Here is a 19,104-nt window from a genome sequence, read left to right as displayed (position 1 = left end):
TAGATATACCTATTAAAGAAATCGAGATGTCTACTGTCATGACCTGACGGTGGGCATTTTTTTGTAGCGTTACTCTGTTCTAACAAATCTAACACACGTTATTATAGATAATTATCTCAAATTCAAGGTCTCGTTGCAGTTTTTTAGCATAATAACGCCGCTGAGATTCGTTAGATTTTTTATTCCCTAAAAACTGGCCTAATAAGATGTTCTCGATTCGTTAGCGCTGTAATCATGGCGGCAAGTGCCCCATCTTTGCCTCTGATCACCTTAAATCAAGGGAAAGAATTCGCTCTATTCATTTGCACAAGATTGCCCAGGAAATACTTATGGCCAACCGAATCAAACACTTTTGTTAACGACAGGCACTACAGGGCCATTGCCTTTGATGAATTTACCGAATACATATCGGACGAGGGGTCCCAAAATGATCAATTGATATGGCAGCGCCAGGCTGAAGTTACGAGCAATGGTATGGAGATACGTACGGAATACGGATGACCCACTTAATTGATCAGCGAGATATGCTGAAACCATCCCATACAAGGACATGATCAGAACCATGCCAATCACCATAAAAAATGACATGCCGAGTACACCCAGAATTTTGTTGGACTTGTCAAAGGGTAAGGAAAAAGCAATCTTTCTCGCTATAGGTCCGACAATGAAGGACTCTACCACAAACGCGATGACAAAACATAATATGAATTGAAGCAGTATCTCAAGCGGGGACATCTTACCGAGTAACCCACTGTGCCATAAATTGAATGTCATCATGACGACAACCATTCCTGTACACATCATTAATCCGAAAATAATTTGTTCCTTCTTGCTTGTTGGCAATTCTCTCATCCTCTCTGTTTACCTTCGTAATTATAGAGATGAGGAAACCCTCCACATAAGTGAACATTCTGTGAACAAATCTGATTTTTCCAAATTAAAATTTATGGAAGTAGCTATATCTAATAGCTGGTTCTTTCCTACAACAGAAATCTCCAGAGAAAAGACAGTTTGGATAAAGCTGTGATTGCCATTCGTTTGAAAACAGAGCCTTTCTGATTCGTAGATTCTGCTAGTTGCTCACCTTTATTCACACGTGTACTAAGTGTACGTTTGATATCCATAGCTTCTGTTAGTTCGTTGGCGAATGCAGAACCAGAAATGACCACAGCAGATTCGGTATTTAGAAAGGCGGATCTGGGATCAAGGTTATACGAACCAACCATGCTGAGGTAATCATCCATGACAAATGATTTGCCGTGTATGGAATAAGGGCCTTGGTATTCATAAATGGCCAGATTGGTATCAAGCAACCGTTTCTTAGAGCTTAAGTATCCCGCGAAAGCCAAAGGGTTAGGGGTCTGCTGGATTGAATTGGTTAACATGACCCATTCTGCTTTTGGATTCATCGACAGATGTACGGCTTTCTTCATTTTCTTGGTAGGAATGGCATATGGCGTCTGAAGGTACACTTTCGACTTTGCTTGATTGGCGAAATGAACAAATGCTCTCCACATGGTCGGGTCTTTATACAGCCTCTGGATTGGATTGTGAATGAAAGCGACGTGGTCGGAACGAAGAGCCCCTTGAGCCCATTCCTTCGGCAACACTTTAACAAAAGGATCGCTCTCAGCCTGAGCTTTTTTATATAACTCAGCCAGCTGAGCCAGCTCTTGTAACCCCTTTGTATGATGCTGACGTTTGGCATGTTTTTCTGGTTTGGTGAATGGATGTTCCCATAACCGATCTATATATTTTTTCATTTCAACAACCGTGCTGTTTTTATTATGGTTTGGATTGTAAACAAGGACATCCCGATCGAATACATAGTCTTTTTTGGGTTGCAATGCCATGTATCTATCACCAATATTTTGGCCGCCAATGATGCCATATGTGTTGTCGACAAGAAAGATCTTGTCATGCAGACGGTTATGCCATGTCCATGGCATAACTATGTTGAGTGGTTCATAATACCTTAACTCCACATTGGGGTGAGCTGCAATGGCATCTGGAATATCACGCAATTCTCCGCGCATGTTGTGAAAAATCCCGTCTAAAATGATTCGAACATGAACACCCCGATCAGCCGCATCGAATAAAGCAGCAAAAAAGAGTTGAGATGTTTTTCCTTTTTGGATGGAGTAATAAGCCAGGTCGATGCTTGTTTTCGCCTCTCGAATGGTCTGGATTCTCACCTGACCGGATTGAAAGCCGTCCTCCAAGAGCAGTACGCGATCTGTCGTACTTCCTGCTGTTAACAATTTTTGCATATCCGTATTTTCAATAGTAGATGGAGACGGAACTAAAAATAAAAGGTAAGCTGTGAAAAAAACGTAGACACAATAGGACAGAATAATTGCGAATATGGTTTTAAGGATCATTCAGTACGCCCCCATTTTTATGTAAAAAGTAATTATTTGTATAGCAGTACTATCTCCTTTTGTATCTAAATTATGTTGTTTAAATGAAGCTAGCGTCTCCGGGCAAGGTCAAACGATCAAAAGCTGATCGCTGAAATAGGGAAAGTAGCCCTGATGCGACGAGATATCAAACATCGGATTTGATCCAAGTATTTGTGGGGAGCCTTCCAGATCTTCAGCACTTAGGCTATGGCCCACTATCCGATGCTTTTGCACTCAGCCAGATTGCCTTATATGATTCGCCACGATAATTATTGAAAATAACACATCTAAACAGGCTGATATACATATGTATAACGACCTGTTTGATAAGTTCATACGTGTCCCCATCCAGTTCCTGACTGGACACGTTCCACCCGCTGGCCTATAATTACACCTAGTAATGCCCGTAACTTCATAGTTTCCCAGGGGAGTCGGAATTGGCCGGCTGAGAGTGTATCCCACCAAGATACTAACCCTTAGACCTGATCTGGATCATGCCAGCGTAGGAATCGGAGTATATCGAAATGGCACAGCCCTATGGCTGAACGCCACCTCTCTAACGCCTGCACGCGTCCCGGAATACGGGGCGCTTTTTTAATGTTCTTTTATATAGCCAGAGAGCTAAAAAAGTGACGTTATCCAGATCTCAACTGGTATAAATCTGTCGATTTATGCAAGATGATTGGATATGAAGCCAAGGAGTACCCCGTGCCAATCGGCCGGACATACCGAAGGAGAGAACCACAAATGAAATGGCGTAAAACGATGGGATTGTTGCTCTTGTGCGTGCTTATGGTGACTGTAGCCGCATGTGGTGGCAAAGAAGCTGCCCCAGCTGGGCAGAACGGCAACACAAATACGGAAAGCAGCAACGAAGGTGACACTGCCGCCCTCAAAGATATTAAAGTGGTGCTCGATTGGACACCAAATACGAATCATACCGGCCTGTATGCGGCTGTAGATCAAGGTTTTTACAAGGCCGAAGGCTTGAACGTGGAGATTGTACAACCAGGTGCCGGTGGCGCAGATACAATGGTTGCCTCCAATGAAGTGCCTTTTGGCGTAAGTTATCAGGAGAGTGTAACTCAAGCCCGCACACAGGGTGTTCCATTGGTCTCCATCGCAGCAGTTATTCAGCATAATACATCCGGGTTCGCTGCTCCGGCGGATCGGAATATCAAATCACCGAAAGATTTTGAAGGTAAAACCTATGGCGGTTGGGGTTCCCCTGTGGAAGAAGCCGTGATGCAATCCATTATGGAAGGCGACGGAGCCGATGTATCGAAAGTGAAAAACATTAACATGGGTGACGCTGACTTTTTCACCGCAGTAAAACGGGATATTGATTTTGCGTGGATTTTCTACGCCTGGACGGGTATTGAAGCCGAACTGCGCGGGGAACCGATCAACATGTTATATGTGAAGGATTATTCAGAAGCATTAGATTACTACACGCCTGTCCTCGTAACCAACGAGCAAACGATCCAAAACGACCCTGAGTTGGTGAAAGCATTCCTGAAAGCCACCTCAGAAGGGTATCAATATGCGATTGATCATCCCGAAGACGCAGCCAACATTCTGATCAAGGCCGTACCGGATCTGGATAAAGACCTCGTACTGGCAAGCCAGAAATGGCTTAGTCCAAAGTACACAGATGACGCCCCACGCTGGGGAGAACAAAAACAGGAAGTGTGGCAGAATTACACCGACTGGATGTTTAGCAAAAAACTGCTGGATGAACAGATCGATGTGAGCAAGGCATATACAAACGAGTTTTTACCCCAATAAAAATTGCTTAAGTTTAACTTTTTTACACAAGAACGAAGAGTGCAGAACCCATCTGAAGAAACAAAGTGTTCGCCTTTATCTCCGGATTTCCCCATTGAAAATGGATTCAAGAAATCTGGGGATAACAGCGATCGGAAGAGGGTACTGCAATCGGAGTGATAAGTGTAAACCTGGTTCAATTCATGCAATTTATCACGAAAGGAGCCGTGATCTATCATGGCAAGCACACTGCTTAGCATTCAAGTTATTCCCAAAACGCCAAATGGCGAGAACTCTTATCCTTACGTAGATCGCGCCATTGAAGTTATTCAGCAATCCGGCCTGAAATATCAGGTGAACGCACTCGACACAACGATGGAAGGTGAATTGGAGGAACTGCTGGAGGTTGTCCGTAAAATGCACGAGGTACTTGTGGAGGCTGGCAGTCCAAGCATCATCTCCCAGATCAAAATCGCCCATAGCCCTACTGGCTTCAGCATGGATACCCTGACGGAGAAGTATCGCTAATGCATGCCTATTTCAAAAGTGTATGGCCGCCCATTGTGGCGGTTATTCTCTTTATAGCGATATGGCAGGGAGCCGTCTCCCTCTTCCATATTGAGAAATGGATGCTGCCTGCACCGTCCGACATCGCCCGCGAAGCGGCAACTCAGGCCGAACGGCTTGGCATGCACGCTTCCGCAACTATTCAGTTAACGCTGATTGGATTCGCGGCTGGCACAGCGGTCGGATTACTGATTGCGATGATGCTGCATTTGGTCCCTTTTCTCAAGTCAGCCCTGTACCCTTTACTTATTCTTAGTCAAAATATCCCGACCATCGCACTCGCGCCGCTCCTGTTAATCTGGTTCGGATTCGGACTGTTGCCCAAGCTGATTACGATCATCCTGGTCTGTTTCTTCCCCGTTGCGGTGGCGGCTATGGACGGCTTGACCCGTACTGACGCGGCCATGATGAACTATATGCGCATGGCTGGTGCGAAACGTCATCATATCTTCTGGAAGCTGGAGCTCCCCCATGCGCTGCCATCCGTGTTCTCCGGTGTCAAAATCGCCGCTACCTATAGCGTGATGGGTGCCATCATCGCCGAATGGATTGGTGCAGACAAGGGTATTGGTTATTATATGATGCTGCAAAAGTCGGCTTATCGTACGGACCGCTTATTCGTGGCGATCATGATTATTGTCGCGCTCAGCTTGCTGCTCTTCCTATTCATTGCCCTGCTGGAGAAGCTGCTCGTGCGCTGGCGGCCACAGAAGCGATAGTAAAGAAGTAATCTGTATATTAGGAAGTGATGACCATATGAATCGGCAACAGGATGAACAAGTCCAGCCTGGACGAGGAGCAAGTGTAATAGAGCCAACGCACGGTGAAAAGTTTAACTCGGCTACGCCTGATCGACCTGCCAACACGACTCCTGCTCCGGTTCCACCTGCACTGGACGTTGTTAATGTTCATGCATCATTCCGTGAACGGCGCAGCAAGCTACCGGTTCTGAACGGCCTGTCCCTGACTGTGGAGCAAGGCGAGTTTGTTGCTATCGTTGGTCCATCCGGCTGTGGCAAAAGCACCCTGTTCCATATCATCGGCGGTCTGCTTAAGCCACAGGAAGGCCAAGTACTTATGAACGGTCAGAATGTAACGGGACAGCGTGGCAAGATTAGTTATATGCCGCAACAGCCCGCCCTTTTCCCGTGGCGTACCATTGAAGATAATGTACTGCTTGCTGGTGAAGTAGCTTCAAGTGCTCCACCTCGGGCCGAAGCACTTGCAGAGGCTCGAAAGTGGTTAAGCAGCGTGGGTCTTGCCGGGTTCGAGCAGGCCTATCCTCATATGCTGTCGGGCGGAATGCAGCAGCGTGTTGCATTTTTGCGCGCCCTGCTCAGTCCGCAGGAACTCATGCTGCTTGACGAACCTTTCAGCGCGCTGGATGCACTGACCCGCAGTGACATGCAGCGCTGGCTGCTCGATATCTGGGAACAGAACCGCCGCTCGGTGCTGTTCATCACCCATAATATCGAAGAAGCATTGCTGCTAGCGGATCGGGTCTATGTATTATCCAACCGACCTGCAACGGTGTTGCACGAGGTACATGTTCCTTTTGATCGCCCAAGACGAGAAGAAATTACGGAGGAATCCGCTTTTCTGGAGCGTAAACGGCAGATTGCACAGTGGATGCGAGAAGAACAGCAGAAAGCCCGCCTATCATAATAGCGCGGGTTTTTAAGTTATTATTTTCCTTTAATGGGTGATCCACCACAAGAAATTCTGCGTAACATAGTTAGAATATAAATGACCACAAGGAGGAATTCCCTCGTGCATTCTCAAGCTTTTGCACCATTAATTGATGCTCATATTCACTTCGATCAGTATACCCCTGACGAACAACGCGAGATGCTGCTATCTTTCCCGTCTCAACAAGTCGAGGCAGTCATCGCCGTGTCCATGAATCTCGCTTCTTCCCAGGCCAATCTGGAGCTTGCAAAACAACATCCACGTAACATCTATCCAGCCTTCGGTTTCCATCCAGAACAGGAACTGCCGTCCGTTGTAGAAATGGACCTGTTCTTCCAATGGATCGAGAAGCATATTGGACAAGCTACAGCCATAGGAGAAGTTGGCCTCCCCTATTACAACCGTCAGGAAGCGGAGCAGGCAGGGCAGCGCTTCGATCAGAGCGGGTATATCGAGTTGCTTGAACGTTTCATCCAGCTCGCCAAAAAGCACAACAAACCACTTGTCCTTCATGCGGTATACGAAGATGCGGATATCGTCTGTGATTTGCTGGAGCAAAATCAGTTCCGACGCGCCCATTTCCACTGGTTCAAGGGTTCTCGCGAAACCATAAGGCGCATGGCGGACAACGGTTATTTCATTTCCTTCACGCCGGATATTGTGTATGAAGAAGAGATTCGTGAACTCGCCCGGCAATATCCATCAGAACAAGTGATGGCCGAGACCGACGGACCTTGGCCCTTCGAAGGACCATTTCAGGGACGAATGACACACCCTGCCATGACCAGACAGGTCATCCAGGCATGGAGTGAAATCACTGGCATGGGAACCGAGCGGGCCGCCCGGCTCTTTTATCAGAACACAAAGCGTTTCTATGGCTTAACTTGAGTACAATCAGGTAACATCAAGTACACTCGCTTGTCCTGCCAGCACAGCACAACACATTACAGTTCAGCACAAAGAAGCCAGTCGGCTTCGCTACCCGACTGACTTCTAATTTACATATAGAACTAACGCTTCAAGAATCCTTTGCCTTCCAGGAACGGTCTCACTTGCAACCTTGTCGGCTCAGTCAGGCGCTTCGCCATCAGTTCGGACCATGGGGTCGTTCGTTCACCGTTAGTCCGTTCTTTCATGTACGCCGTCGTTGTCTCATCATACAGCTCAACACCTTTGATGCTCTGCTCGGCATTATAACGATTATGATGCAGGACTGCATCCAGCGGCAGACGCGGCCGAATTCCCGTTTCCTGATCTGCAACACCAATGCACATGCCATACACCGGATATACTCCTTCCGGCAATTCCAATAACTCAGCTACTTCCTCAATCCGGGTACGAAGCCCGCCGATATATACGATTCCGAATCCTAGTGACTCCGCTGCAAGAGCGGCATTCTGGGAAGCCAGAGCAGCATCAATCGTGGCTACCATGAAATTCTCTGTTGAATCAGCATACGATTCCTTTTCAGGAAGATGACGTTTCGCAGCATCACTCAGCCGATACAGATCAGCACACCATACGAGAAACACCGGACATTCATTGACGTAGGCCTGATTGCCTGCCAATTCAGCCAGCTTGGATTTCTGCTCTATGTCAGTCACAGCAATGACGGTATAGGCTTGTACACTACTTGAAGAAGAAGCCATCTGACCCGCTGCTACGATGGCTGCAAGCTGCTCATCACTCACCGGGTCTGGCTTGAATTTGCGTACAGAGCGGTGTTTCATCATTAACTCAATGGTTTCATTCATGGCTGTTCACTCCCAATCCTCGAAGTACGAACTCAATTGTCTGCTCAGCGAGTTCGTCTGTATTCATATCCTGATATTCAAAGCCAAACCGTGAATTCTTGGCCCGTTTGTGTGCCAAGGCCACACCCATCACCTGAAGCATCGCATAAGTTACGGACTCAATCTGAAACAATCCCTGGTCTTTTCCTTCTTGCAGAAGTTCCTTAACTCGAGTCCAGACGGGGTCCAGAAAACGAAATACGGTAGCTGTGCGATGTGTACGAAGTGTAATTTCAAGCTGCACAATATCGCTCATCTCCCGATCCGTCATCGTGAACTTCACAACTTCACCAATAATTCGTCGGATGCCTTCCACAGGCGAGGACATGGATTCTTCCGCCAGCGAGTTCATCATATGCCCAGGGAAAAAATGCTCAAATAAGGCTTCGAACACCTTTTCTTTGCCGCCAAAATGGTATGAGACCAGTGACACGTTCGCACCCGCCTCATCACAGATTTGACGAACACTCGTCCCGTCATACCCCTGCTGTGCAAAAAGCTTCTTGGCTGCAAGCAATATCCTCGTTTTGATATCCAATTCCGGTTCAGTCATTCCGTCCCGCTCCCTCTTATCCGTTCATTTCATCTGCTTCAGCTCAAGGGCTGTAGCCAGGTACTGTATCTGTCTATTATATTACACCAAGCACCCCGATGAAAATCATCGGGGTGCTTGTCCTATCTATGAAGCAATGGTATACATCTATTGTGTATTAGTTGTTCGCTTGAGCAGGGCTTGGAGCCATAGCTGGCATGCGTTGTTTTTTCAACAACGTCACGACCAATGACAACGCAACTGCAACCAACAGTACAATCACGATGGAACCTACAGCAGACTGAACTCCTGGGCCTCCCAACTGCACGCTCAGAATACCCTGAACGGCGTATGTTGCAGGCAGGTACTGGCCAATACCGCTATAGAAGCTGTTCAGCAGTTCACGCGGTACCATTGCACCAGAGGATACCAGTTGCAAGGACAGTGAGATGATGTTGAACAGACTTCCTGCTGGTCCGAAGCAGATCAGGAAGAACTGGGAGAAGAACATGAACGTGCACAGGAAGAGCGCCTGGAACAGCCAGAATGCAACGAATCCTTGTGCAATCTGTCCTCCCAGTGCCACGATCAATGATGATCCCAGCAGGGAAACGACCAATGCAGAACCCACGTTAATGACTACTCTCGCGCCAAACAAAGTCAATCGGGAATAGGTAGATGACAGCATACCCATGGCTGTCTGGAGGTTCATCCCCATGATCATGGCACCTACATAGGAAGCCAGTACCATCATCATCGGCACCATCTGATTATTCATCCCGTTAACCGGGTTGATGGACGTTGTCGTTCCTTCCACTCGGGTAGTCAGGTTTGTCGCGGCTTCAGCAGCCTGATCAGCAGGTGCACCTGAAGCGGTCAACACCGTCTGTACCCCTTGTGCTGTAGCTTGTTTGTTAATTGTGTTTGTCACACTTTGTGATACACCTTGCATCATGCTTTTGATCGTAACCGGGTTCGCTTCATTAATGGTGTATTTAATCTCGGCGGTTGAGCCAGCCGTCTGAAGCAATTCGTTAAATCCAGCCGGGATATCCAGCACCATGTGTACTTGGTGATGATTCAGCTGATCCAACGCTTCAGCCGCACTCAGATTGGATACGGTATGAAAAGGCAGTGTTCCTGCGAGCGAATCCGCAATTCCTTTGGACATTTCGCCGTCTTCGTTCACAATCGCAACCGTCAATTCTTTCGTACGGTCATTTACTCCAGAATATGCGGTCATCCAGATCACGCTAAAGATCACTTGGAACATAAGTGCTGTTACGATCCCTACAATCACTGGCGGTTTTTTAAACAATGTACGTAAAGCCTGTAACATAAAAGGTGTCCTCCATTACTCAAATAGTTCTAATTTGATTTAAACAGTTGTTTGAATCAAACGATCGTTTAAATTTTATGTGAATATGTCCATATTGTCAACTCATTTTTGAAAAATTCAGAAAATGAAAGCTTTATTCATGAATACAATCGATCCATTTTCACAAACGTGCATTATGCTATCCTTTCTCCGTAGAAAAGAACATCTATATCAACGATTCAGGCTTACTTTCTGGCGACTCAACTGTATTTTTCTCAACAAAAAACACGGTCCGCCACAGCGAACCGCGCATTTATTCATCCTCAATTCATTGACAATGAGCCGTTGAATATATCTCCAAACAAAGTTCGGTCAGTTATTTCTCTTCAGCTTCATCCGTTGCAGACGTAGGGAATTCAGTACAACCGATACGGAGCTGAACGCCATCGCTGCCCCTGCCAGCCATGGAGCCAAGAAGCCAACTGCCGCAATAGGAATACCAATAACGTTGTAACCGAGCGCCCAGAACAGGTTTTGTTTGATGTTCCCCATCGTGCGCCGGCTCATCTCAATGGCATCTGCAATGCTGTTCAGATCACCACGCATCAACGTAATATCCGCCGCTTCCATCGCTACATCTGTTCCTGTTCCGATGGCCATCCCAATATCAGCAGTAGCAAGTGCCGGAGCATCATTAATGCCGTCACCTACCATCGCAACTTTCAGGCCACTCTCCTGAAGTTTCTTCACTTCCGCAGCTTTACCTTCCGGCAGCACCTCAGCCAGCACTTTACCGATCCCTGCCTGTTCTGCTACAGCGCGAGCTGTTCGCTCATTGTCTCCCGTGATCATGATGACATCAATCCCCATCGCCTGAAGACGCCCAATGGCTTCGCGAGAGGTATCCTTGATGGTATCAGCCACAGCCACGATCCCTGCCCACTGACCATCCACCGCTACCAGCATCGCTGTACGCCCTTGTTCCTCCAAACGGTTCATCTGCTGAACGGTTTCCTCAGAGACATTCACCTTCGCATCTGCAAGCAAACGACGTGTGCCGACCAGAATCTCCTGCCCTTTTGCTGAAGCTCGCACGCCGTATCCCGGTATGTTCTCAAACTTCTCTGTTGGGGTTAGCTCCAGGCCCTTGGCACGAATACCTGCAACAATTGCCTCTGCCAGCGGATGCTCGGAACTCTGTTCGGCCGCTCCCACTCGCTCAAGCAGATCGGATTCCGTCCAATTCGGAGCCGTGATAACATCGGTAAGCACCGGTTTACCCTGGGTTACTGTACCTGTTTTGTCGAGCACCACGGTCTGAATCTGTTGTGCCGACTCCAGATGTTCGCCGCCCTTAAACAGAATGCCATATTCAGCGGCACGTCCTGATCCAGCCATGACAGAGGTCGGCGTTGCCAGCCCCAGTGCACATGGACAGGCAATGACAAGCACAGCAATCGCTTTTTCAAGGGAACCAGCGAAGTCACCTGGACTTGCAAACAGATACCAGATCAGGAATGTCAGCGCGGCTATGCCAACAACAATGGGAACAAATATGCCTGAAATGACATCTGCAATCCGCTGGATCGGTGCTTTGGAGCCCTGAGCTTGCTCGACTACTTTAATAATCTGGGACAAAGCCGTGTCCGATCCCACTCGGGTCGCACGTAGTCGTAATACCCCGTTTTTATTCAGCGTAGCACCTGTAACAGGATCTCCAGGCTTTTTATCCACGGGAAGGCTCTCTCCGCTTAGCATGGATTCGTCCACAGAGGATTGCCCCTCTTCAACGATACCATCCACCGGGATACTGTCCCCCGGCTTCACCAGGATCAGATCACCCACCGCAACATATGCGGCAGGAACCATCACTTCCTGTCCGTCACGGATGACACGAGCTTCACGTGGAGCCAGTTCAATCAAGCTTTTAATAGCCTGTGAAGAGCGACCTTTCGCCACAGCTTCGAACCATTTTCCCAGTAAAATTAACGTAATCAGAATTGCACTTGTCTCATAATAGAGTTCTACCGAAGGCATGGCGGCTGTGCTCGTTCCCATTGCCCCATGATCCATCGTTGTAGTAGGTAAGTACCCACTGGATAACGTCAGATAGAGACTGTAGAAAAACGCTGCACTGGTACCCAATGCGACGAGGACGTCCATATTGGCACTGCGGTTACGTAGTGCTTTGTACGCCCCCACATAGAATTGCCATCCAATCACGAACTGTACTGGCGTTGCCAGAATCAGCTGGAACCAAGGGTTCATGAACAGATCTGGGACATAGATTCCGGATGTGAACGAGAAATGCCCCACCATTGCCCACAGCAAAGGAATTGATAACAACGCAGATATCATCCATTTCCACTTTTTGCGTTGCAGCTCACGTTCACGAACCGATGTGGTCTCTTCTTGCGTCAATTGCAGTTCAGCACCGTAGCCCATCTGCTTGATCTTGGCGGTAATATCCGAAGGTTTCAATGCACCAGCGGCATATTCGATATGCCCTGTTTCCAGCGCCAGATTCACATTCGCCTGAGATACCCCCGGTAGTCGGGAAAGTCCTTTTTCAATCCGGGCAGAACAGGCAGCACACGTCATACCGGTGATGTTCAGATCAACCGATTCGGACACCGTACCGTAGCCAAGCGCCTCTACTTTATCCCGCAACGCGTTCACGTTAGTTGTCTTCGGATCATAAGATACGGTTGCCTGTTCGATGGCAAGGTTCACATTGGCCTGATGCACACCTTCCATGCGGGACAATCCCTTCTCCACTCGCGTCGAACAGGCAGCACAGGTCATCCCCGTGATGTGCAGTGTTGCCTTCAGCCCTGGTGCTTCTGCCATAGGTGGTATTGGGGTGGGTTCAGATGATCCATCCATCGGTTTATTCGTTGAGTTATCCATCATGTCAGCTCCTTTCATATCGATTCAATTTTTATATGTTGCATTCAAACATACCCCTAAGGGGTATATATCAGACAGAAAATTAGGCTTAAACCTGACTCGTGGGAAAAGGGGTTTGCCCTCTTTGTGCCCATGAGCATGTTCGGTTTAAGCCTGTGATCCCGTTAGACTACATCATATCCCTGATCTTCAATCGCAGCTTTGATCTGATCCACGTTCACTTTCTGCTCATCATATTCCACCGCTACTGTTCCCGCTGCCAGATCAACCTTACCACTCGCACCGGTATTCTTCACAGCTTCTTCAACTGATTTCACGCAGTGATTGCAGGACATTCCCGTAACGTTCAACGTAACATTAGACATTGTAAATTCCTCCTTGGGGTATATTAAAATGATAACTTGATTGAATTGACCTAACTTACTTCATTAACTTCCTCATCGTAACCAGCAGTTCATCCACAACCTCATGTTCACCAGCCTGAATGCGCTCAACGATACAACTCTTCATATGGCCTTCAAGTAGAAGCTTGCCTACCGAGTTAAGAGCAGACTGAGCCGCCGCAATCTGTGTCAGCACATCATCACAGTACGTATCCTTTTCGATCAATCCTTTGATCCCGCGAATCTGACCTTCCACACGGTTCAAACGAGAGACCAGGTTACTCTTCATCTCCTGCGAATGGTGACTCTTGCGCACATGCTTCCCATCACTGCCCTCGGCATGACAGGATGCCGCTTCTGGAACTGTATCCGAAGCTTCAGTTGTTGAATCAGTTGAGGAGGATTGCAAAGGTTCCTCGGGATGGCTCTGATGATCCATCATGAACACCCCTTTTCTTCGTTCTTTTCTAAGAGTAACATACCCCACGGGGGTATTCAAGGGTGTTCTGGTATTTTGCTTAAATAGATTGCTTATTCCTGATTAAATAGAGCATGAGCTAGTTCGGCTGCTTCGAATGACATCTCTTTCTGAATAGTAATGATTTGGGCACGTGTACTAATTTTCTGCTCCAGTTCATCATTAATACCTGAAGCAATCCATGACTGTTCTACCCATTTCAACCACTCAGGAACTTCCCACATACTTCGAGCTGCAATTGAGACACAGTAGCCATACCTTGCAAGTCTTTCATCACCCATCCACCCCACTGTCCGAAGTCCGTGTACGTAGCGATTGAACACTTCCTCTTTAGCTGTATATATGTCCTCTGCTGCAATATGCCCAAAACTCGCATTAACCCCAAATAGCTTCCCTAATTCTTCACCAACTCCAGAAATACTCATGAATTGCCAATCAATGAGAGTAAGTACGCTATCGTCTAGACGTTCTGAGGGCATAAATATATTGCCTTGCGCTAAATCCTGATGTGACAGAACATGTGGTAAATGATCTAGTGAATTTAATACCTTGTCCATCTGCCCACTATATTGGTTGAACCACTGCCAGATCGAATGGGCCTGCTCATGTTTACTCCCTGCACTGGAATACCTCACGGAATCTCCAACGCCAATATGCCTTCCTCTAGCTCTAGTATCATCATCACCATGTCCACTTTCTAATTTAGGCTCTTGAATTACAGGGGCATACTGACGACACCCCCTAACCCATGATTTGAGCCAATGCGGACAGATCCATTCTTGTTGGGGCAGTGAAGTTCCCGTGAGATAGGCCCCGTGAAATTCACCAAGGCGTTCCGCAATCCATCCCCAATCGTCCAGAGGCCAGACATGATCAGACTTGGAATGACGAGACACATCTTCCATCCACAACCCAATGGTATGTTCCGATTTGTGCTGTACAGCGAAACAACGCGGAGCTATGATACGCCCCGGCAAATGATCAATTATTCCTGATGAGAGTATCTCAGCTTCTCTTTTCCAATAGTTATGGTATGTAACATCTTCCTTCTCTGCTGAGTCCGGTTTAATGCATTTCAACACAAGTGACCATGACAGTAATACTCCAACTACGGTAGCCGTTCCACGTATTCGATAAATACCTGATGTCGTGAAATTAAGCAGCCCCGGATTGATGGGTTCAACTTCCCAAGATTGTATCACTGCGTCAGGCTCTTCCAACAGTTTTTGCACACTGCGAACAAGATATTCCACATCCTCAGAAGACTGCAGAATGCTATTCTCGCCCAGCTGTTCTTCTTCATTAATGTTCCCCATATCCTTCATGGCCCTCCCCTCCGTGCCAATGCTCCTTCACTCTACTGGTCCCGCCTTACAAGGTATATTCCATCCTGCTGCTGCGGACGACCAGACCCATCTGTTCATAGAAAGCCTGCGCCCCAGAGTTAAAAGTCGACACGGATAATTCCAGGCTATCTGCCTGAAGCTCTCTTCCTAGCTCGATTAATGCCAGTATTAGCTGCTTGCCTGTTCCTTGGCCCCGATGCTTGTTATCCACTACAAGTTCATGGATGTACAACATCTTGCGATCCACCATCAATGAGTTATCTTGAATAACACTTAACTGTGCACTCCCGTAACCCAGAATCAAGCCCGTTTCGGAAGACTCGGCAACATACAGGTAACGCTTGTCCGTTTCCAGCAGTTCGGTGAACTCCTTTTCCTCCATTCTGGTCTCTAACGCTCTGTATAGATCGGGCCGCCCCTCGACATGCATCTGGTGTAGTTCATCCATCAACAATGACACGCCAGAGTAGTCCCTCATTTCTGCCTTTCTGATGTTAATCTTACCCGTACTCATCCTCATCACTCTTTCATCTACTGAATTTTACATTATTATACAACCAAAAAGCAGATACCATAAAGGTACCTGCTTCGCTAAATTTATCTTCATTCCATCAAGCCCATATGATTCTCATGTTGTTTATTTTTTTGAAGAAGCATTTCCTTCATTAAAAGCAACAGGTGATGGCTTCGCTGCCCACTCGTCTGCCTGCGGCTCAATGTCCACTCCGCTCAAAATCTTCTTTTTCTCCATCAAGGAATCCCCGTCTTCATCAAGCTTGTTACGAATTTCCGCCTCGTCCTGAGGTTGATTGTTCTGTGTCATCGTAGAATCCTCCCTTATGTGTTCATCTTCAATATGATGTTCCTTTATATAACTTACCCATTTTTTGCTTTATCATTCTTTGCGAGGGACATGCCTTCCCACATGTTATGTGTTATTTGAAGTAAACATTAACTTTATTAAGCTAAATCCATCTTTAAACCCCTGCTCATACATTACTGACTCTGCTGTACCCTGAAGAAGAGTTATTACATTACAGTAGTCTAAAAATAAAGCCATCCCCTCTGGCTTAACATATTCACATAGCTCCATAAATAAACGATCACTTTCTTGACTCAATCTTTTATATTCTTTTGAATTATAAATCACAAGATTTCCGATACTCTCCATACGAAGAGCTTTGAACTGGTTAAATATTTCTTCGAAGTCCTCCATGATCCCCTCCATAAAAGTGACGTCACTATGAATATAAATACTAAAGTGACATCACTTAGATGTCAATATGATTGTATATTGAATTATTTTGTAATGATACAATATGAACATTACTTTTTGAGGAGATTTTATTTCATGGCTACAGATAAAAGAGTCTTTACACTTAGGCTACGAGAAAAGAATTTCGAGAAAATTAAAGTGATTGCGGACAAAAACAAACGATCTATCGCAATGCAGATTGAGTATCTTATTGAACAACATATTGAAGAATTTGAGAAAGAACAAGGTGTTATCTCCCCAGATAAACATAATGACGTATAGATTTTGCGCCCTTAGGACATGCGCATTATCCATACGTCATTTTTCATGATTTATCCTGTTAATCGAAATCAACCTGTTTATCCAAAATGATCTCCTCTACTTTGTATTCCAACTCTGGTATTGAGGGAATCAAGGAGAATCGCACGTTTTCCAGAGAAGAAGGAAGGGCAGGAACCACTCGGAAACTAAGTTGTGTCTCCCCACCTCCTCCACGACTGCCATGTCTCATGGTTACATGTCTCTGTTCGCTGAATATTTCCAGAGCCAAATGTGGAACCATTTGTATACGCTCAGCTTCATTCCCCTTATACTGAATCTCCACATAAACGAGGCTTTCACCTTCATATTGCATCGAATGCGTGATCATATACTCACACGAATCTTTAATCATTTTCTTCATAATCGGCACCACACTCGTCAATTGAAGAGGTTCACTTGTAAAGTAGTGTCTTTGCGGCATCGGTTGCACGCTACGGAGAACATATCGGATATCTTCCTCCTTCATATCCAGTAAGCTCACCCATTCATCGATGGTATTTTGAGGGGGTTGGTATTGGACAGCTCCGGTTATGTCCTTTCTGGCTGCAACCAGTTTCAAAAGTTGCTCATCAATCCGCTGTACCTCATCGCTGTATTCATTAGGAATTTCACGTAATTCACTCCAGCCCATATTTAATCACTCTCCTAATTTAATGACATGCCATGCAAATACAATTCGCTACTGTACCTGCATCCCCTCTTCTTTTCAGCTTATTTAAAAGGCTCCACTTGACTAAAAAGGGAAAACTTAAAAGGAAAGGACGCCCCCTGGGTCAAATTCGTGACCTTACGGGACGCCCTTTTTATATTGTCCACCTCAAATGGACATCATCTACTGGTTTGCTTGTAACACTGAGCAAAAATGCATACTTGCCTTAACCAACCTATGCCTGATCCTGGCGAGCAAGCGTGGCAAGTGCGCGTAGCGCTGCATTAATCTCACGCTCCACCGCTTGTCCAACCGCATCCGTATGTGGATCATACTCGGCAGCCAGGTCGCTGTCCGCGAATCCATCGATTGCGACAATGGCTCCGGCACGCGCGCCACGCAAGGTGCTGACGATGTAGAGCGCCGCAATTTCCATCTCGGCCGCAAGTGCTCCAGCCTGCTTGTATTTGCGATGTGGGATCTCTTCCACGCCTGCGAAGAATGCATCCAGCGTTACGGTGATACCAACGCCCACTTTGCCTGCAAATGTTGCAGCGTCCGCGCTTTCTTGCTCACGAGCAGCTTCGATCAGCGCTTGTGTAACTCCAATATCCGCTACCGCTGGGAAACCATCCGGCACCAGTTGGCGAGTCAACCCGTCCGTACGAACGGCCGCTGTACTCACAATCACACTGCCTGCCGGATAATGGGCTGTATACGATCCAGCTGTACCTACACGAATCAGAGTTGTTACACCCGCCCGAATCAATTCCTCGAAGCACACAGCTGCTCCAGGTGAACCTACACCATGGCTGACCACAGCGATCTGTACCCCTTCATACAAACCAACAAACGTGCGATACTCCCGACTGAACGCCAGTTCTCTCGCCTGCTCCAGCTTGCGGGAAATCTTCTCTGCTCGTGCCGGATCACCACAGACGATGGCATATGCCGGCATGTCCTCCGAATGAATCTGCAAAATAGGCATCAACATATCAATCAAACTCCTTCTTCGTCCACTCGTCTTCCGGAATCGGCAGATCTTCACCCGAGAAGCGTTGTTCCTTGAACGGATCGGCAAAATGGTGGAAACCATTCACTTCCCAGAATCCGTTACGATCTTCGGTCATAAACTCCAGACCACGTATCCACTTCGCACTCTTCCAGAAGTAGAGTTGGGGTACGACCATGCGCAGCGGAAAACCATGCTTGGGCGTCAGTGGCTCACCATTGTATTTGAATGCAAGCAATACGTCATCATGCATCAATTCTTCGAGTGGTACATTCGTTTCATAATCATGATCCGCATGAATCATGACGTATTTGGCTTCCGGCTTAACCCCTAGAAGCTTCACAAAATCGGAAAAGCGAATACCTTCCCACGACGTATCGAATTTCGACCAACGGGTAACACAGTGAATATCACTCACCGTGTTCACCTGGGGCATCGCCTGCAACTCAGCTAGGGAGAACACTTTCTCCTCTTCCACTTCGCCAAATACCTTCAGGTCCCATGTGGAAAGGTCATATTCCGGTACTTCCCCTTCATGCAGAATCGGGAATTTCTCCGTCAGCATCTGTCCCGGCGGCAGACGATCTCCATGATCATTGCCTGTTTTGGTTGCCGGGGTTTTACTTTTTTTCAAACGTTCAGCCTTGTTATGCAAGTGGGGTTCCTCCTTCTTTATCTGCCT

At 47.0% G+C, this 19,104-nt stretch carries 21 protein-coding genes and 1 riboswitch; of the genes, 6 read left to right on the top strand and 15 right to left on the bottom strand.

The features are described 5' to 3' along the window. Positions 1–342 precede the first annotated feature (342 nt). On the bottom strand, positions 343–852 hold the full coding sequence (locus WFI24_RS21445; RefSeq protein WP_336764050.1) for a hypothetical protein: 510 nt from the start codon (positions 850–852) through the stop codon (positions 343–345). Between the two features lie 128 nt (positions 853–980). Further along, a complete protein-coding gene (locus tag WFI24_RS21440; protein WP_336764048.1) occupies positions 981–2,381 on the bottom strand; it encodes a phospholipase D-like domain-containing protein in 1,401 nt (466 codons plus the stop codon). A 435-nt stretch (positions 2,382–2,816) separates the two neighbouring features. Further along, a riboswitch (TPP riboswitch) is annotated at positions 2,817–2,929 on the top strand. Positions 2,930–3,149: 220 nt separating this feature from the next. Between WFI24_RS21440 and WFI24_RS21435 the strand changes: the two genes are divergently transcribed. The 5 genes from WFI24_RS21435 (at position 3,150) to WFI24_RS21415 (ending at position 7,313) form a co-directional block, all read left to right on the top strand. Continuing rightward, entirely contained in the window at positions 3,150–4,190 is a 1,041-nt protein-coding gene (locus WFI24_RS21435; RefSeq protein ID WP_336764046.1) for an ABC transporter substrate-binding protein, read from the top strand. 216 nt (positions 4,191–4,406) lie between these two features. Continuing rightward, a complete protein-coding gene (locus WFI24_RS21430) occupies positions 4,407–4,697 on the top strand; it encodes a thiamine-binding protein (RefSeq protein WP_017690996.1) in 291 nt (96 codons plus the stop codon). Continuing rightward, entirely contained in the window at positions 4,697–5,455 is a 759-nt protein-coding gene (locus WFI24_RS21425; protein ID WP_336764042.1) for an ABC transporter permease, read from the top strand. Before WFI24_RS21430 ends, WFI24_RS21425 begins: the two co-directional genes overlap by 1 nt. Before the next feature lie 37 nt (positions 5,456–5,492). Then, positions 5,493–6,401, top strand: coding sequence for an ABC transporter ATP-binding protein (locus WFI24_RS21420; protein ID WP_336764040.1), 909 nt, complete (start codon positions 5,493–5,495; stop codon positions 6,399–6,401). An 81-nt stretch (positions 6,402–6,482) separates the two neighbouring features. Continuing rightward, positions 6,483–7,313, top strand: coding sequence for a TatD family hydrolase (locus tag WFI24_RS21415; RefSeq protein ID WP_336764039.1), 831 nt, complete (start codon positions 6,483–6,485; stop codon positions 7,311–7,313). A 122-nt stretch (positions 7,314–7,435) separates the two neighbouring features. Here the strand turns inward: WFI24_RS21415 and nfsA are convergent, their stop codons facing one another. From nfsA to WFI24_RS21365, 10 genes are all read right to left on the bottom strand, one after another. Continuing rightward, on the bottom strand, positions 7,436–8,179 hold the full coding sequence (nfsA, locus tag WFI24_RS21410) for an oxygen-insensitive NADPH nitroreductase (protein WP_336764038.1): 744 nt from the start codon (positions 8,177–8,179) through the stop codon (positions 7,436–7,438). Beyond that, complete coding sequence (locus WFI24_RS21405; RefSeq protein WP_076216037.1) at positions 8,172–8,771, bottom strand: TetR family transcriptional regulator; 600 nt, start codon at positions 8,769–8,771, stop codon at positions 8,172–8,174. Before WFI24_RS21405 ends, nfsA begins: the two co-directional genes overlap by 8 nt. Before the next feature lie 157 nt (positions 8,772–8,928). After that, positions 8,929–10,089 carry a YhgE/Pip domain-containing protein gene (locus tag WFI24_RS21400; RefSeq protein WP_336764036.1) on the bottom strand — a complete coding sequence of 387 codons (1,161 nt, stop codon included), beginning with the start codon at positions 10,087–10,089 and terminating at the stop codon, positions 8,929–8,931. Positions 10,090–10,440: 351 nt separating this feature from the next. Continuing rightward, positions 10,441–12,918 carry a heavy metal translocating P-type ATPase gene (locus tag WFI24_RS21395; RefSeq protein ID WP_336764279.1) on the bottom strand — a complete coding sequence of 826 codons (2,478 nt, stop codon included), beginning with the start codon at positions 12,916–12,918 and terminating at the stop codon, positions 10,441–10,443. A gap of 224 nt (positions 12,919–13,142) precedes the next feature. Beyond that, positions 13,143–13,343, bottom strand: coding sequence for a copper ion binding protein (locus WFI24_RS21390; RefSeq protein ID WP_036673156.1), 201 nt, complete (start codon positions 13,341–13,343; stop codon positions 13,143–13,145). Between the two features lie 55 nt (positions 13,344–13,398). Beyond that, a complete protein-coding gene (locus WFI24_RS21385; RefSeq protein WP_336764278.1) occupies positions 13,399–13,800 on the bottom strand; it encodes a metal-sensitive transcriptional regulator in 402 nt (133 codons plus the stop codon). A gap of 92 nt (positions 13,801–13,892) precedes the next feature. Continuing rightward, complete coding sequence (locus tag WFI24_RS21380; protein ID WP_336764033.1) at positions 13,893–15,164, bottom strand: hypothetical protein; 1,272 nt, start codon at positions 15,162–15,164, stop codon at positions 13,893–13,895. A 46-nt stretch (positions 15,165–15,210) separates the two neighbouring features. Then, on the bottom strand, positions 15,211–15,699 hold the full coding sequence (locus WFI24_RS21375; RefSeq protein WP_336764031.1) for a GNAT family N-acetyltransferase: 489 nt from the start codon (positions 15,697–15,699) through the stop codon (positions 15,211–15,213). A 123-nt stretch (positions 15,700–15,822) separates the two neighbouring features. Beyond that, the gene (locus tag WFI24_RS21370) at positions 15,823–16,008 is read right to left on the bottom strand and encodes a hypothetical protein (protein WP_017691007.1); all 186 of its coding nucleotides are present in this window, start codon (positions 16,006–16,008) and stop codon (positions 15,823–15,825) included. Positions 16,009–16,113: 105 nt separating this feature from the next. After that, a complete protein-coding gene (locus tag WFI24_RS21365; protein WP_336764027.1) occupies positions 16,114–16,401 on the bottom strand; it encodes a hypothetical protein in 288 nt (95 codons plus the stop codon). A 135-nt stretch (positions 16,402–16,536) separates the two neighbouring features. On the opposite strand from WFI24_RS21365, the gene WFI24_RS21360 reads away from it, so the two are divergent. Further along, the gene (locus WFI24_RS21360) at positions 16,537–16,722 is read left to right on the top strand and encodes an Arc family DNA-binding protein (RefSeq protein ID WP_336764025.1); all 186 of its coding nucleotides are present in this window, start codon (positions 16,537–16,539) and stop codon (positions 16,720–16,722) included. A 58-nt stretch (positions 16,723–16,780) separates the two neighbouring features. On the opposite strand, the gene WFI24_RS21355 is transcribed toward WFI24_RS21360, so the two are convergent. From WFI24_RS21355 to WFI24_RS21345, 3 genes are all read right to left on the bottom strand, one after another. Further along, positions 16,781–17,392, bottom strand: a complete 612-nt coding sequence (locus WFI24_RS21355; protein WP_336764023.1) for a hypothetical protein — start codon at positions 17,390–17,392, stop codon at positions 16,781–16,783. 253 nt (positions 17,393–17,645) lie between these two features. After that, positions 17,646–18,404: a nucleoside phosphorylase gene (locus WFI24_RS21350; RefSeq protein WP_336764021.1), complete on the bottom strand. Its 759-nt coding sequence runs from the start codon at positions 18,402–18,404 to the stop codon at positions 17,646–17,648. A 1-nt stretch (position 18,405) separates the two neighbouring features. Beyond that, a complete protein-coding gene (locus WFI24_RS21345; RefSeq protein WP_145325687.1) occupies positions 18,406–19,077 on the bottom strand; it encodes a sulfite oxidase-like oxidoreductase in 672 nt (223 codons plus the stop codon). Positions 19,078–19,104 lie beyond the last annotated feature (27 nt).

Source organism: Paenibacillus sp. USHLN196 (assembly GCF_037144955.1).
Classification (GTDB): domain Bacteria; phylum Bacillota; class Bacilli; order Paenibacillales; family Paenibacillaceae; genus Paenibacillus; species Paenibacillus xylanexedens_C.
Note: the sequence above shows the minus strand (reverse complement) of the source record. Positions and strands in the feature narration are given on the sequence as shown.